This window comes from Streptomyces sp. 1114.5, from assembly GCF_003635085.1.
Classification (GTDB): Bacteria; Actinomycetota; Actinomycetes; order Streptomycetales; family Streptomycetaceae; genus Kitasatospora.
Genome location: NZ_RBXE01000004.1, coordinates 265032 through 278785 on the forward strand (window position 1 = coordinate 265032; position 13754 = coordinate 278785).

Genomic DNA, 13754 nt, shown 5'->3' on the forward strand with positions numbered 1-13754 from the left:
ACGGGGTCGCCGTCACCCGGGCGCCCGCGCCGTGCTCCGGGTGGATGTGGCCCGACTCGTCCCGGAAGGTGCACTCATCCGCCGTAGTCGGCGAGGTAGCGGAGCACCCGCTCGACATGCGGCCGCACCCGTTCCGGCACGCCGCCGGCCGCCGTCACGGTCTTGTCGCTGGTCCGGTAGGCGGCGGTGACCAGGGCGGGCAGGTCGCGGGTGAAGCCGTCGTGCTTGAGCTGCTGGTCGAGCCAGCAGACGTAGTTGCCCATGGCGGCGATCGCGTCCCCCGGGTCCAAGTAGGACTTCGGGCCGGCGTGAGTGGCCGCCTTGGCCCAGGCCTCGAACACCGCGGGCGTCCACATGGCGATGCCGTACTCGCCGGTCTCCGGGCGGGCGGCGTTCGGGTCGAAGCCGCTCTCGGCCTTGAGCATCGCGGCCAGCAGCGCCGGGGTGACCTCCGGTTCGGGGCAGCGCCGGGCGGCGACCTCGATCATGCCCCGGTAGGCGGGTGGGACGTCCGAGCCGGCCGGGATCGCGCCGGTCAGCGGCGGCGGGGCGCGGTGGCGCGGCGGCCCGGCAGGCTCGGGCGCCCCGGCCAGCGCGAGGACGGCGAGGGCTGCGGCGAGCAGGCCCGCCCCGGCCCGTACGACGGTGCGGCGGCTGCGGGCCGGGCGGGCGGTGGCGCGGGCGACCAGCGCGGCGAGGTCGGTACGGGCGCGCTCCTCGCGTCCGGGGGCCAGGCAGGTGGCGACCACGGCCCGCCAGCGCGGCGGCAGCGCCTCGTCCGTCCGCAGCGGGGCCGCGCCGCGGGCGTACGCCTGGGCGGCCAGCGAACGGGCCCGGGCGGTGGCGCCGAGGAAGGGGTGCAGGCCACCGGTGAGCAGCTGGTGGGCGATCACGCCGAACGCCCAGATGTCCGCGCTGGGGCGCACGGCGATGCCGCGCGCGCCGGTGCGCTGGGACCACCATTCGGGCGGGACGTGGTCGGGCGAGCCCAGCGGCGGGGCGTAGGCGTGGGTGCCCTCCAGTTCGGCGGTGAGGCCGAAGTCGGCGATCTTGGCGGTGCCGTCGGGCATCAGGAGGATGTTGGCCGGTTTCAGGTCCCCGTGTACCCAGCCGGCCCGGTGCATGTGGGTCAGCCCGGCGCACACCTCGGCGAGGATCCGCTCGGCGCCGGGCACCGCCGTACCGGGGCGGGCTTCGGCCAGGACGTCCTGCAGGCTGCGGGCGGCGCGCTCCATCACCAGGGCGACGGCGCCGTCCAGATCGGGGTGGTCCGGGTCCTCGACGGTGACCACGGCGAGGGTGCGGATCAGGTGGGGGTGGTCGGCGAGGCGGCTGAAGCGCTGCTCGCTGCGGGCCATCCGGACCACGGTCCGGCGCTGGCCGGGGCTGAACCGGGCGGCGCCGAGGATCTTGACGGCGGCCGGGGTGCCGTCCGGGCCCTCGGCGGCGTGGACGCTGCCCCAGGCGCCCGCGCCGAGGAAAGCGCCGGTGCGGTAGCCGGCGATCGGGTAGCCGGCGGGGAGGTCGAGGCCTTCGGGGGGCTCCGGGCCGGCGGGGTCGTTCGTGGGATCCGGGCGCCGGTCCGGGGGCTGCTTGCCGGGGTGCGGCGGGTCGGGCCGGGCGGGCGTCACGGCCGGGCGACCGGGCGCCGGGGCGGGAGCAGCGGCAGGTGCTCCTCCCGGACGAGGTCGAACCGCAGTGCCAGGGAGACGAGTTCCTCGCGCTTGCCGCCGCCCGGCCCCTCCTCGTACGGCTCGCGCAGCCGCAGCTTCGTCTCCACCAGGTAGTCGATGTGGTAGTTCACCGCCGAGCGGGTCAGCCCGCGGCAGGAGGGCAGGGCGCGCAGCCGGGCCAGCACCTCGGTCGCGCCGGGGACGGCGGCGGCGGAGGGGGACCGCAGCCGGGGTTCGCAGAGCGCCAGCAGCACCAGGAAGTACTTGGCGGTCGGGTCGAGGGCGAAGGGGCTGACGGTGTGTTCGCCGTCGGCCCCGCCCGGCCGGCCGTCCAGGTAGGCGTGCTGGGGGGCGAAGACCTTGAAGGAGGCGGGTTCGCCGAGGGCGGGCAGCAGCACCCGGGAGAGTTCGAACGGCACCGGCGCGCCCAGCCGGCCGGGCGCCACCTTGATGTGCTCCCCGGCGCCCTCCAGGTTCTCCACGACGTAGGTGGCGGAGGCGCTGAAGTTGGACAGCCGCCAGTAGTCCTCGGCCGCGACGACCTCGCCCGCACGGCGGGAGACGCCCTGGTCGGGCAGCGGGATGGGGAGCGGCCGGCCGGGCTCGCCGCGCCCGAACGGCGCGGCCTCGCCGGGGCCCATCCGCAGCAGGCCGGGTGCCCCACTGGGCGCCATCTCGGGCCCCGAACCGGGGAGTTGCACGATGACCGTGTCCACGCAGCCACCTCCGTGGGATCGGGTCGATGGTATCCGCCCGATTCGTCCGGGTGGCACACCGCCACCCGGACGAGTGACGGGGCACCGCCAACCCGGCCGGGCCGCACCTGAGTTGCCGTCGCGGATGGTGCTGCCGCCCGAACTGATCATCCGTCAGGCCGCGAGTTGGCCGGATGTCGAACAGTCGGCGAATGTTGCAGTATGTAGTTGAACGGTCACCATCAGTGTGACGTAACGCACACCATCGGATGTTCACATTGTGTGCAAGACTCATCTCAAGGAGTGAGATCACCTTAATTTCCAAGGAGGTTCAAATCATGCGCACTCGGATCGCAGCTGTGATGATGACGGTGGCAGGGATCACCGGCCTGACGGCCGCCCCGGCCATGGCCGCCACGGCCACATCCGAGCCCGGCACCACGGCCTGCACCACGGTCCTCAACCGCCCCTGCGTCTCGCCGCAGGTCGACGGCGAGGGCATCGTCGGCGTCGCCCAGGTCGTCGCCGACCCGGCCCAGTTGACGATCGTGCGGGTCGAGGTCCGCACCCAGGCCGCCTGGGGCAGCCCGTGGGAGACCGCCGCCTCGGCCGTCACCGTACGGCTCGGCTCGGCCAAGGCCGTCACCCCGCGCGTCACCACCACCGACCTGCGGATGATCTGCGCCACCGCCGGCCCGGCTCTGGACACGGCCAAGCAGGTCACCACGTGTACCGGCCCCTTCTGAACCCGCACCACCGGGCGCTGATCAACTGAGCCGCGCACTGAACGGACGAGCCGCGCGCTGAACGACCGAACAGTGGCGCCTCCCCCAGGGTCGGCCGCCGGGACCCCCGTTCCCGGCGGCCGACCCGACCGCTCCCCAGCCCCTCGGAGCGCCGTTGACCTGGCCCGGGTGGACCTGGGGCACCTGTTCGCGGCAAACTGGTCTAGACCTCGGAGGTCTAGACCTCAGCCTCGCCTCAGAACGGTGGACCCAGTATGGAAATCGTGATCGTCCCTGACGCCCCTGCGGCCGGCGAACTCATCGCCGCGGCGATCACCGATCTGCTGACCGACAAGCCGGACGCCCTGCTCGGCGTGGCGACCGGCTCGACCCCGCTGCCGATCTACCAGGCCCTCGCCGCGCGGGTCCGCGACGGCCGGCTGGACGCCTCCCGGGCCCGGATCTGCCAGCTGGACGAGTACGTCGGCCTGCCCGCCGGCCACCCGGAGTCCTACCGCTCGGTGGTGCTGCGCGAGGTCGTGGAACCGCTCGGCCTGACCGGGGACTCCTTCCTGGGCCCGGACGGCAACGCGACCGACATCGCCGCCGCGGCCACCGCCTACGACCGCGCACTGGCCGAGGCCGGCGGCGTCGACCTCCAGCTGCTCGGCATCGGCACGGACGGCCACATCGGCTTCAACGAGCCCTGCTCCTCGCTCGCCTCCCGGACCCGGATCAAGACCCTGACCCGGCAGACCCGCGAGGACAACGCCCGCTTCTTCGACAGCATCGACGAGGTCCCGCACCACGTCATCACCCAGGGCATCGGCACCATCCTGGAGGCCCGCCACCTGGTCCTGCTGGCCACCGGCGAGGCCAAGGCCGAGGCCGTCGCCCTCTCCGTCGAGGGCCCGCTGTCCGCCGCCGTCCCCGCCTCGGCCCTCCAGCTCCACCCGCACGCCACCGTGGTGGTCGACGAGGCCGCCGCCTCCCGCCTCAAGCTCGCCGACTACTTCCGCGACACCTACGCGGCCAAGCCGACCTGGCAGAAGCTCTGAGCGCCCACGAGCTGCCACGGCAGCCGTGACGACCGGGGCGCCGGTCCACCGAGGAGGTCGGTGGGCCGGCGCCCCGGTGTTCGGGCACCACGGTCGGCTGCGTCCACCAGCCGGCGGTCCGGCGGGTCAGCGCTTGCGGAGCCAGTCGGCGAGCGCGTCCAGGGCCGGGGCCGGGTCGCGGCGGCCGACGCCGATCCGGAAGCGGTCGGTCGGGGTGGGGGTCAGCTCGGACCGGAAGATGCTCGCGGGCAGCAGGAGGACGCCCGCCTGTTCGATCAGCGCCGTGCAGAACTCCTCCACGCCGTCCGCCCCGAGGTAGCGCGGGTAGGCGACGCAGCCGCCGTCCGGGGCGCGCCACTCGAAGAGGTCGGCGAACTCGGCGAAGAAGGCGTCGAACTGCGGCAGGTTCTCCGCGATGATGCCGCGGTTGCGCTCCAGGATCCGCTCCCGGGCGGTGATCGCGATCCGGGCCAGCACCTCGCTCGGCGCCGAGTTGCAGATCGTGGCGTAGTGCTTGGCCCGCTCCAGCCGGGAGCGCAACTCCCGGTCCCGGCAAGCGATCCAGCCGATCCGCAGGCCGGGAAGGCCGAGCGACTTGGAGGTGACGTTGAGCGAGAGGGCGCGTTCGGAGAGGTCGGCCGCCTGCGGCAGGGTGCGGGCCGGGTCGCGTTCCAGGCCGCGGTAGACCTCGTCCGAGAACAGCCGGATGCCGCGCTCGTCGCAGAGTTCGGCGAGCCGGACGAAGTCGGCGGCGTCGATCACCGCGCCGGTCGGGTTGTTGGGGAAGTTGACCGACAGCACCTTGGTGTTCGGGCGCAGCGCCGCCTCGACCGCGTCGAGGTCGAGCGCCCAGTCCCGCCGCTCGTCGAGGGCGACGCCGGTGACCTCGCACAGGGAGAGCGGGATGGTCTCGGCGGACTGGTAGTTCGGGGTCAGCACGACCGCGTGGTCGCCCGGTTCGAGCAGCACCCGCATGGCGAGGTCGATCCCCTCCTGGGCGCCGCCGAAGCAGATCACGTCGTCCGCGTCGATCCGCTCGTACATCCCGGCGATCGCCCGGCGCAGCCCGGGGTCGCCGAAGGTCTCGGTGTAGCCGAGGGCGAGGGTGTCCCAGGCCTCGCGGTCCTCGGGGCCGGCCAGGGCGAGCAGTTCGGCCATGGTCATGGTCTGCGCGTCGGAGGCGGTGAGGTGGTGGCGGGCGGTGAACTCCCAGCGCGAGAAGTGGGTTTCGAGCCGGAAGTCGGGGAGCTGGGGCATGGGGGCTATTCCTTCCTGTCCTTCCTGGGACCTGCGGAGCCTGCCGGACGTGCGGAGCCTGCGGGGCTTGCGGGGCTTGCGGGGCTTGCGGGGCCCGCGGCGAGCGCGGGGCCGGCGGGGTGCTTGACCTCGGCGAGCAGGCTGTAGGCGGTGGAGCGGGAGATCCGCAGTGCGGTGGCGACGGCGGGCACGGCGCGGCGGACGGCGAACACCCCGGCCTCGTCCAGTTCGCGCAGCACGGCGAGCCGGTCCTCGCGGGTGAAGCGCTCCAGCGGGCGGCCCTGCGCGCGGACGTGGCCGCCGATGACGTCGTTCATCCGCTCCGTCCAGTCGCGTTCGAAGAGCGGTTCGGGGCGCGGAGCGGTGGGGGCGGCGAAGCCGGCCAGCAGGGCGGCGGCCTGTTCCAACGGCCCGCGGTCGAGGTTGACGCAGAGCACCGCCGCGGGCCGGTCGGCGTCGTCGCGCAGCACGGCGCTGACCGAGGAGAGCCGGCGCCCGTCGGGCAGCAGCTTCTCGTACGGGCCGTAGACGTCGGGGGCGGAGGGGTCGATCTCGTCCAGTTCGCCGAGCAGCGACGGGTCGCCGGGGGCCCGGGGGGTCATCGGGTTCCAGATGGCCAGCACCCGGTCGGTGGTGGGGTCGTGCAGCACCACCTCGGCGTAGGGGCCGAGCAGCAGGGCCACCGCGCGGCAGACCGGGGAGAAGGTCCGCACCCGCGGGTCGGGGGCGTCCGAAGGCGGGGCGGAGGTGTCCGGAGGCATGCCTGGACTGTACGTCCGGTTCGGACGTTTCGTCCAGCACCGCCGACGGGAGAGGCCCCGCCGGAACGTCTCGGGTTCCGGCGGGGCCTCGGCGCGCCGCCCGTCCTCGGTGTGCTCATGCTCGGCGCGCTCGTCCTCGGCGCGCTCGTCCTCGGGACGGTCGGGCGGCTATGTGCAGGTGATGACCAGCCCCAGGACGGAGGAGCAGCTGCGGGTGTCCTTGCTGGTGGCCGGCGAGGGGTCGGCGGGCACCCCGGCGGTGCGGGCCACGGTGACGTCCCAGCTGCGGATCAGGGAGAGCAGACCGACGTTGATCGAGAAGTGCCGGGTGGTGCTCGCACCCTTGGCGAGCGGTGCGGCCAGCGTGCAGGTGAGCTTGCCGGCGGCGATCGAGCAGTCGGTGGAGGTGGCGGTCAGCCCGCTGGGCAGGGCCGCGGCGACGGTGGCCGAGGTCAGTTGGTCAGGGCCCTGGTTGGTGAGGGTGACCGTGTAGTCGACGCGGCTCGCGAGCAGCTGGGTGACCGGGGTCGCGGTGAGCGCGACGGCCAGGTGGGCGCTCGGCGCCGTGTAGGTGAAGCGGTCCGCGGCGACGGCCGCGCTGGTACCGCCCGGCGTGGTGACCCGGACGTCCACCGCTCCGGTCACGGTGGTGGCGGGCGCGGTGGCGGTGCAGCTGGTCCTGGTGCAGCTGAACGCGGTGGCGGGGCCGGCCGCGCCGAAGGTCACGGCGGTGGCGCCGTTGAGGTCGGTGCCGGTGACCGTCACCGTGGTGCCGCCCGCCCCGGAGCCGCCGTTCGGGCTGACCGCGGTCACGGCCGGCACCGGCAGCGGGAAGTTCAGCACCTGGACGGCGCCGCCGGTGAAGTCCGCGAGGTAGCCGTGCCGCCCGTCGGCGGTCAGCGCCAGGGTGTACGGGCTCGCGCCCACCGGGACGGTGGCGGTGACGGTCCGGCTCGCGGTGTCCACGACGCTCAGCGTGTTGTCGGCGTAGTTGGACACGTACGCGGCGGTGCCGTCCGGGGCCACCGTGACGGCGTACGGACCGGAGCCGACCGGGACGGTGCCGAGGACCGCGTTCGCGGCGGTGTCGATCACGGCGGCGGTGCTGTCGTCGGCGTCGGCCGCCCAGAGACTGCCGCCGTCCGGGCTGAGCGCGAGGCCGAAGGCGCTGTGGCCGACGGGAACGGTGGCGGCCACCGCGCCGCCCACGGTGTCGATCACGTTCACCGCCTTGTCGCCGGAGGCCGCCACGTACAGCCGCCTGCCGTCCGGCGAGACGGCCAGGCCGTGCGGCTCGGCGCCGACCGGGACGGTCGCGGTCACCGCGTTGGACGAGGTGTCCAGCACGCTCACGGTGTTGGCGGCGGCGTTGCTCACGTAGGCGCGCGAGCCGTCCGGCGAGAGGACGAGGCCCCAGGGCTGGGAGCCGACCGGGACGGTCGCGGTGACGGTGTCGGTCGCGGTGTCCACGACGCTGACCGTGTTGTCCAGGTGGTGCGTCAGGTAGGCGCGGTGCCCGTCGGGCGAGAGGGCGACCGCGTACGAGCCGGTGCCGGCGGTGAAGCTGCCGGTGACGGTGTTGCTCGCGGTGTCCACGACGCTGACGGTGCCGGTGCTCTGGCTGGTCACGTAGGCGCGGCCGCCGTCCGGCGCCAGGGCCACGCCCGCCGGGTAGGGCGCCACCGGCACCTGGGCCGTGACGGTCGGCGGCGGCGCGGCGGCCGCGGCGGTGGCCGGCTGGGACAGCAGTGCGGCCGTGGCCGCGGTTATCGCGGTCACGGCCGTCACGGTGCGACGGGGTGCTCGGCGTGTTCTCACGGATCTCTCCAGCGGGGACGTCGGTACGTCGGGGGTCGGCCGTACGGGCTCAGAGCCGGGGGAAGCGTAGAAGCCTGCCTGACCAGCCGTCAGGAGCTGACCGTTAATGTCGCCAACTGTTCAGATTCGACCGATTCGCCGTGATGGCCTTCCCCTCGCACCGAGCCGGGCCGGGCCGGGCCGGGCCGGGCCGGGCCGGGCCGGCCAGTACGGCTCCGTTCGCACCGAACTGCCCGACGGCGCCGCCCGGCGGATCCGCCCGTAGCTCAGCCCCGGCCCGGCTCCCGCGCGCCGTGGAACTTCCGCCGGTGACAGTGGAGTTCAGGAAGGCCTGAGCTCCAGGGTGCAGCACTTGGCTCCGCCGCCGCCCTTCAGCAGCTCGGAGACGTCCACCGGGATCGGCTGGTAGCCGTGCTCGACCAGCCGGCCCGCCAGGTTCTTGGCCGTCTCCGGGAGCAGCACCCGCCGGCCGTCCGAGACCGCGTTGAGCCCGAACACCTCGGCGTCGGCGCGGTCGGCGAGGATCGCGTCGGGGTAGAGCCGCCGCAGCAGGGCCCGGCTGTCGGCGTCGAAGGCCTCCGGGTAATACATGACGTGGTCGTCGGCGAGGACCGCCAGCGCAGTGTCCAGGTGGTAGAAGCGCGGGTCGACCAGGGTCAGGCTGACCACCGGAACACCGAACAGCTCGCCCGCCTCGGCGTGCGCGGCGCGGGAGGTGCGGAAGCCCGTCCCGGCGAGCACCCGGCGACCCACCACCAGGTGGTCGCCCTCGCCCTCGTTCACGTGGCCCGCACGGCGCACCTCCCGGTAGCCGCGCTCGCGGAACCAGGCCTGGTAGGCATCCGACTCGGCCGCCCGCTCCGGATAGCGGAAGGTCGCCACCAGGGCCCGGCCGTCCAGCACGGTCGCGCCGTTGGCGGCGTAGACCATGTCGGGCAGGCCGGGCACCGGGTCGATCAGCTCGACGGTGTGGCCGAGACGGCGGTAGGTGCGGTGGAGCCGCTCCCACTGGCGCAGGGCCAGGGCGGTGTCGGTGGGCTGGGCCGGGTCCATCCACGGGTTGATCGCGTAGTCCACCGTGAAGTGCGTCGGCCGGCACATCAGGTAGCGCCGCGGCGTGGCGGTGCGCTCCGGGGTCTGCGGGGGCATGGCTCGTCCGTCCTTGGATCGCGGGGAGTTCGGGGTCGTCCGGGTCATCCGGGTCGTCGTCCCGGTCTTCCGGTCGTACGGGGCTTACGGTCCTACGGGGCTTACGGGTCTTACGGGGTGCCGTCGCTGCGGCCCCCGCTCCGTCCCCCAGGCGGCTGCCCCGGCTCCACCGTTCGCACACCCGCGCGGGCGCCCCCGCTGGGCGCACGCCCCCGCGCACCCGGCGCACATGCGTTCGGCGGCTGCCTCCCTACCCGGGGTCGGCACCCGAGGCTGGGCCCGCTACCAACGGACCGCGCCGAAGTCCACCGGCCCGGGCCGCAGTTGGGCGCAGCGGGCGGCGAGGGCACGCAGTCGGCGGTCCGCCTCCTCGACGGGCATCCGGTGCCGCTCCCCGTGGCCCGGCAGCAGCCATTCGAAGCGGAGCACGCCCAGGCTGCGCGCCAGCGAGGCGGCCTGCTCCTCGATCGAGTACCAGGTGACGGCCTCCTGCACCTCGACGTCCCCGGTGGTGCGGGACCAGTACAGGCTGTCGCCGCTGAAGCAGTACCGCTCCTCGGCGACGTAGAGCACGCTGCCGAGGGTGTGGCCGGGGAAGGGGTGGGCGACCAGACCGGGGGCGATCTCCACGGGCTCGGTGCCGCGCAGCACCCGGTCGGCGTCGGGGGCGGCGTCCAGGTCGCCCTCGTGGATCCAGAGCCGGGCGCCCAGCCGGTCGGCGTAATCCCGGCCGTGCCGGGCGTGGTCACGGTGCGTCAGCAGGACGTCGGTGACCGGGCCGAGCGCCGCGTAGCGGTCGGCGAGGGCCGTGCTGTAGCGGGGCGTGTCGATCATCACCCAGCCGGTGGGGCGGCGGCAGAGGTAGGAGTTGGCGCCCGCGGTCATCCGGGAGTTGTGCCCGAGCAGCAGCACCTCCTCGGTGAGGGCGAGCGGGAACGGGTCGGTGGCCGGGTCGAGCGGGCCGCTGTCGGGGCGGATGGAGCGGGTCGGGCAGGCGTGGGCGGCGGCCCGCAGCTGCCGGCGCTCGGCCCCGTCGCGCGGCTGGCGGATCAGCGCGGAGCGGCCGTCCTGCTCGCGGATCAGGCCCGGCGCGAGCTGCCGGGCGACGTCACAGTTGGTGCAGCGGTCGTCGATGGACCAGGTCTCGGGTCCGTCGGAACGCGTGGTCGTGGCCATGGATGCCTTCCCCCGGGAGGACGGCGGCCGGGGCGGCCGCTCCCTTCGAGCATCGGCCGGGCGGACCCGAAAGCGGAAGGGGGGACGGATCTTGTGGTTTCCGGCGCAGGGCGCTCTGGGCTGCGCGGCGGGCCGACGACGGATCGAGGAGGGGTCCAAGCGGGGTCCGAGAGGGTACGTGGTCCATCTCACGTGCCGCCACGGTCACCTACGGTGGCGTAGGTCACTTGATGGGGTGAACTATCTCTTTCATGCCGAACCTCCAGGAGACCCTTGACCTCAGTTCGTACGTCGCCCTCGGGGACAGCTTCACCGAAGGCCTGAACGACCCCGGGGTCGGCGGCAGGTACGCCGGGTGGGCCGACCGCCTCGCCGGGATGCTCGCCGACGGCCGACCGCCGGGCGCCTTCCGCTACGCCAACCTGGCGGTGCGCGGCCGTCTGCTCGACCAGATCGCGGCCGAGCAGGTGCCGGAGGTCCGCCGGCTCCAGCCCGACCTGGTCACCTTCTGCGCCGGCGGCAACGACATCCTGCGGCCGGGCGCCGACCCGGACGAGGTGGCCGAGCGCTTCGAGGCGGCCGTCGCCCGACTCGCCGAATCCGCCGGGACGGTGCTGATCTGCACCGGCTTCGACACCCGCGACGTGCCGCTGCTCAAGCACCTGCGCGGCAAGATCGCCACCTACAACGGCCACATGCGGGCCGTCGCCGACCGCAACGGCTGCAAGGTCGCCGACCTGTGGTCGCTGCGCTCGGTGCAGGACCGCCGCGCGTGGAGCGAGGACCGGCTGCACCTCTCCCCCGAGGGCCACCAGCGGGTCGCCCTGCTGGCCGCCCGCTCGCTGGGCCTGGCCACCGAGCAGGACCCGGAGGCCCCCTGGCCGGACGCCCGCGTGCTCACCCCCGCCGACCAGCGGCGCGAGAACATCCAGTGGGCCCGCGAGCACCTGCTGCCCTGGGTCGGACGGCGGCTGCGCGGCGAGTCCTCGGGCGACCACGTCGAGCCCAAGCGGCCGGAGCTGCTGCCGCTCTGACGGTTCGTCAGGCAATACGCTCACGCGACCCCGGCTCGCGCCGCTCTCCGCCTCCCACGCACCCCACGCCTCCCACGCACCCCACGCCGCTCAGGAACCACCGCGCGGCCCCGTACGTCACTCCCCCCGATGAACCATCCGCGCAGGTCGCGGGCGGGTGAGGACCGGAAGGGACGGGCGGGGCGCGGTGGCGCGGAGAACCGAGGCAGTGGACGGGGCGGAGCCGAGAGCGGCGGAGGGCCGGGGCGGGACGGCGGTCGTGGCGCAGCGCGGCGCGGAGGGCGCGCCCACGCAGGCGCGGCGCGGGTTCGCGGTGGCCGGGTTCGCCTCCGCGCAGGACGGGCGGGCCCGGGAGCGGGGGAAGGAGCTGCGGGCGCGGGTGCCCCGGGAGCGGCACGCGGAGTTCGCCCCGGCCGCCGGGCGGCCGACGGCCGTGGAGGCGATCGAGGCGTCGAACGCAGGCCGGATCGCCGAGCTGGTGCCGATCCGGGTGGGCCGGATGGCCGCGAGCCCGTTCGCGTTCCTGCGCGGTTCGGCCGGGCTGATGGCCGCCGACCTGGCGTCCACCCCCGTGACCGGGGTCGAGGCGCAGCTGTGCGGCGACGCGCACGCGGCCAACTTCGGCCTGTACGGCGATGCGCGCGGCCAACTGGTCATGGACATCAACGACTTCGACGAGACCGTGCCGGGCCCCTGGGAGTGGGACCTCAAGCGGCTCGCCGCCAGCCTGGTGCTGGCCGGCCGGGAGACCGGGGCGAGTGAGAGCACCGCGCGGGAGGCCGCCGCACACGTGTCGGCCGCCTACCGCCGGACCCTGCGCACGCTGGCCAAGCTGCCCGCGCTGGACGCCTGGAACGCCGTCGCGGACGAGCAGTTGGTCTCCTTCGCCGACGCGCACGACCTCGCGGACGTGTTGCGCAAGGTCGGCGCCAAGGCGCTCGGCAACACCAGCGCGAAGTTCGCCGCCCGCAGCACCACCCGTACGGCGGACGGCGGTTGGCGTTTCACCGCGGCTCCCCCGGTGCTGACCGAGGTGACCGACGCGACCGCCCGGGCCGTCGCCCACGCGCTGGGCCCGTACGTGGAGACGGTGCCCGCCGAGGTGCGCACGCTGCTGTCCCGGTACCGGGTGCAGGACGTGGCGTTCCGGGTGGTGGGCACCGGCAGTGTGGGCACCCGCTCGTACGTGGTGCTGCTCACCGACCACCGGGACCAGCCGCTGGTGCTGCAGGTGAAGGAGGCCCGTCCGTCCGCGCTGCTGCCCCACCTCCCGCGGGGCGGGCAGGACGGGCACGAGGGCCGCCGGGTGGTCCTCGGCCAGAAGCACATGCAGGTGGTCAGCGACACCCTGCTCGGCTGGACGACGGTCGACGGACTCCCCTACCAGGTACGGCAGTTCCGCAACCGCAAGGGCAGCGTGGACCCGGCGGCGCTGCTGCCGGCGCAGTTGGACGACTACGCCCGGATCACCGGCGCGCTGCTGGCCCGGGCGCACGCGCACACCGCCGACCCGGGCCTGCTGGCCGGGTACTGCGGCAAGAGCGAGGCGCTGGACGAGGCGGTGGCGGCCTTCGCCGTCTCCTACGCGGACCGCACCGAGGCCGACCACGCCGATCTGCTGGCGGCCGTGCGCAGCGGGCGGCTGCCCGCCGAGCAGGGCGTCTGATCCTCAGCGGGACAGGATCAGAGCGCCAGGATCGGGCCAGGATCAGAGGGCCAGGAACGGCGCCACCACGGCGACGAATTCCGCGGGCCGGGCACCGTGCACCAGGTGCCCGGCCTCGACGGTGACCAGGCGGCAGTCCGGGATCCGCCGGGTGAGCTCGGCGATCCGCTCCTGGGGGACGGTACTGGCCGCTCCACCGGCGACCGCCAGGGTCGGGGCGGTGATCCGCGCCAGCCCCTCCCGCCAGGCCGGGTCGGGGCTGTCCAGCTGGGCCTTGACGGCTCGGACCATCGCCCAGTCGAAGTGGACGTCCTGGTCCGGGTCCTCCGGCACCGCGCCGGCGGGGCGCGGGTACAGCGCCGGGATCTCCTCCAGGACCAGCCGGCCGATCCGCTGCGGCGCGGCCTGGGCGAGGAGCTGGGCGACGGCGCCGCCCATCGAGTGGCCGACCAGGTCGACGCGGTCCAGCCCGAGCGCGTCCAGGAAGGCCAGCACGTCGTCCCGCATCGCCTCCAGGCTGTAGGTCCCGGCTCGGCCGCTGTCCCCGTGGCCGCGCAGGTCGAGGGCGTACACGTGGTGGCCGGGGGCGAGGTCGGGCAGCACGACGTCCCAGTCGGAGGCGCGCTCGCCGAGCGCGTGCAGCAGCACCAGCGGCGGGCCGTCGGCGCGGCCGCTCTCGCGGTAGGCGAGCGTCACCTCGGGCAGGTCCACGGTTCGTACGGTGATCATGGCGATCACCGTA

The 13754-nt window shown here is 74.6% G+C and carries 12 protein-coding genes; 4 read left to right on the forward strand and 8 right to left on the reverse strand.

The window, feature by feature from the left end; all coding sequences use genetic code 11:
- Positions 1-74 precede the first annotated feature (74 nt).
- Together BX285_RS36315 and BX285_RS36320 are read right to left on the reverse strand one after the other, a co-directional pair.
- Positions 75-1631: a serine/threonine-protein kinase gene (locus BX285_RS36315; protein WP_121179718.1), complete on the reverse strand. Its 1557-nt coding sequence runs from the start codon at positions 1629-1631 to the stop codon at positions 75-77.
- Positions 1628-2389 carry a serine/threonine protein kinase gene (locus BX285_RS36320; protein WP_121179719.1) on the reverse strand — a complete coding sequence of 254 codons (762 nt, stop codon included), beginning with the start codon at positions 2387-2389 and terminating at the stop codon, positions 1628-1630. The genes BX285_RS36315 and BX285_RS36320 overlap by 4 nt, the downstream gene beginning before the upstream one ends.
- Before the next feature lie 317 nt (positions 2390-2706).
- Here BX285_RS36320 and BX285_RS36325 point away from each other — a divergent pair, with 317 nt between their 5' ends.
- Both BX285_RS36325 and nagB read left to right on the forward strand, forming a co-directional pair.
- Positions 2707-3114 (forward strand): hypothetical protein, encoded by a 408-nt coding sequence (locus BX285_RS36325; protein WP_147465308.1) that lies wholly within the window; start codon positions 2707-2709, stop codon positions 3112-3114.
- Between the two features lie 254 nt (positions 3115-3368).
- Positions 3369-4151 carry a glucosamine-6-phosphate deaminase gene (gene nagB / locus BX285_RS36330; protein WP_097234726.1) on the forward strand — a complete coding sequence of 261 codons (783 nt, stop codon included), beginning with the start codon at positions 3369-3371 and terminating at the stop codon, positions 4149-4151.
- Between the two features lie 126 nt (positions 4152-4277).
- Here the strand turns inward: nagB and BX285_RS36335 are convergent, their stop codons facing one another.
- From BX285_RS36335 to BX285_RS36355, 5 genes are all read right to left on the reverse strand, one after another.
- Positions 4278-5408, reverse strand: coding sequence for an aminotransferase class I/II-fold pyridoxal phosphate-dependent enzyme (locus BX285_RS36335; RefSeq protein ID WP_121179721.1), 1131 nt, complete (start codon positions 5406-5408; stop codon positions 4278-4280).
- A gap of 5 nt (positions 5409-5413) precedes the next feature.
- Positions 5414-6169: a transcriptional regulator gene (locus BX285_RS36340; protein ID WP_121179722.1), complete on the reverse strand. Its 756-nt coding sequence runs from the start codon at positions 6167-6169 to the stop codon at positions 5414-5416.
- A gap of 168 nt (positions 6170-6337) precedes the next feature.
- On the reverse strand, positions 6338-7948 hold the full coding sequence (locus tag BX285_RS36345; protein ID WP_147465309.1) for a beta-propeller fold lactonase family protein: 1611 nt from the start codon (positions 7946-7948) through the stop codon (positions 6338-6340).
- A gap of 360 nt (positions 7949-8308) precedes the next feature.
- Positions 8309-9136, reverse strand: coding sequence for a dimethylargininase (gene ddaH, locus BX285_RS36350; RefSeq protein ID WP_097234730.1), 828 nt, complete (start codon positions 9134-9136; stop codon positions 8309-8311).
- Positions 9137-9418: 282 nt separating this feature from the next.
- Entirely contained in the window at positions 9419-10312 is an 894-nt protein-coding gene (locus tag BX285_RS36355) for an MBL fold metallo-hydrolase (RefSeq protein WP_121179724.1), read from the reverse strand.
- Between the two features lie 251 nt (positions 10313-10563).
- On the opposite strand from BX285_RS36355, the gene BX285_RS36360 reads away from it, so the two are divergent.
- A complete protein-coding gene (locus tag BX285_RS36360) occupies positions 10564-11346 on the forward strand; it encodes an SGNH/GDSL hydrolase family protein (protein WP_121179725.1) in 783 nt (260 codons plus the stop codon).
- A 187-nt stretch (positions 11347-11533) separates the two neighbouring features.
- Positions 11534-13012: a DUF2252 domain-containing protein gene (locus tag BX285_RS36365; protein ID WP_398901955.1), complete on the forward strand. Its 1479-nt coding sequence runs from the start codon at positions 11534-11536 to the stop codon at positions 13010-13012.
- Between the two features lie 42 nt (positions 13013-13054).
- Here BX285_RS36365 and BX285_RS36370 read toward each other — a convergent pair whose 3' ends face one another.
- The gene (locus BX285_RS36370; protein WP_121179798.1) at positions 13055-13741 is read right to left on the reverse strand and encodes an alpha/beta fold hydrolase; all 687 of its coding nucleotides are present in this window, start codon (positions 13739-13741) and stop codon (positions 13055-13057) included.
- Positions 13742-13754 lie beyond the last annotated feature (13 nt).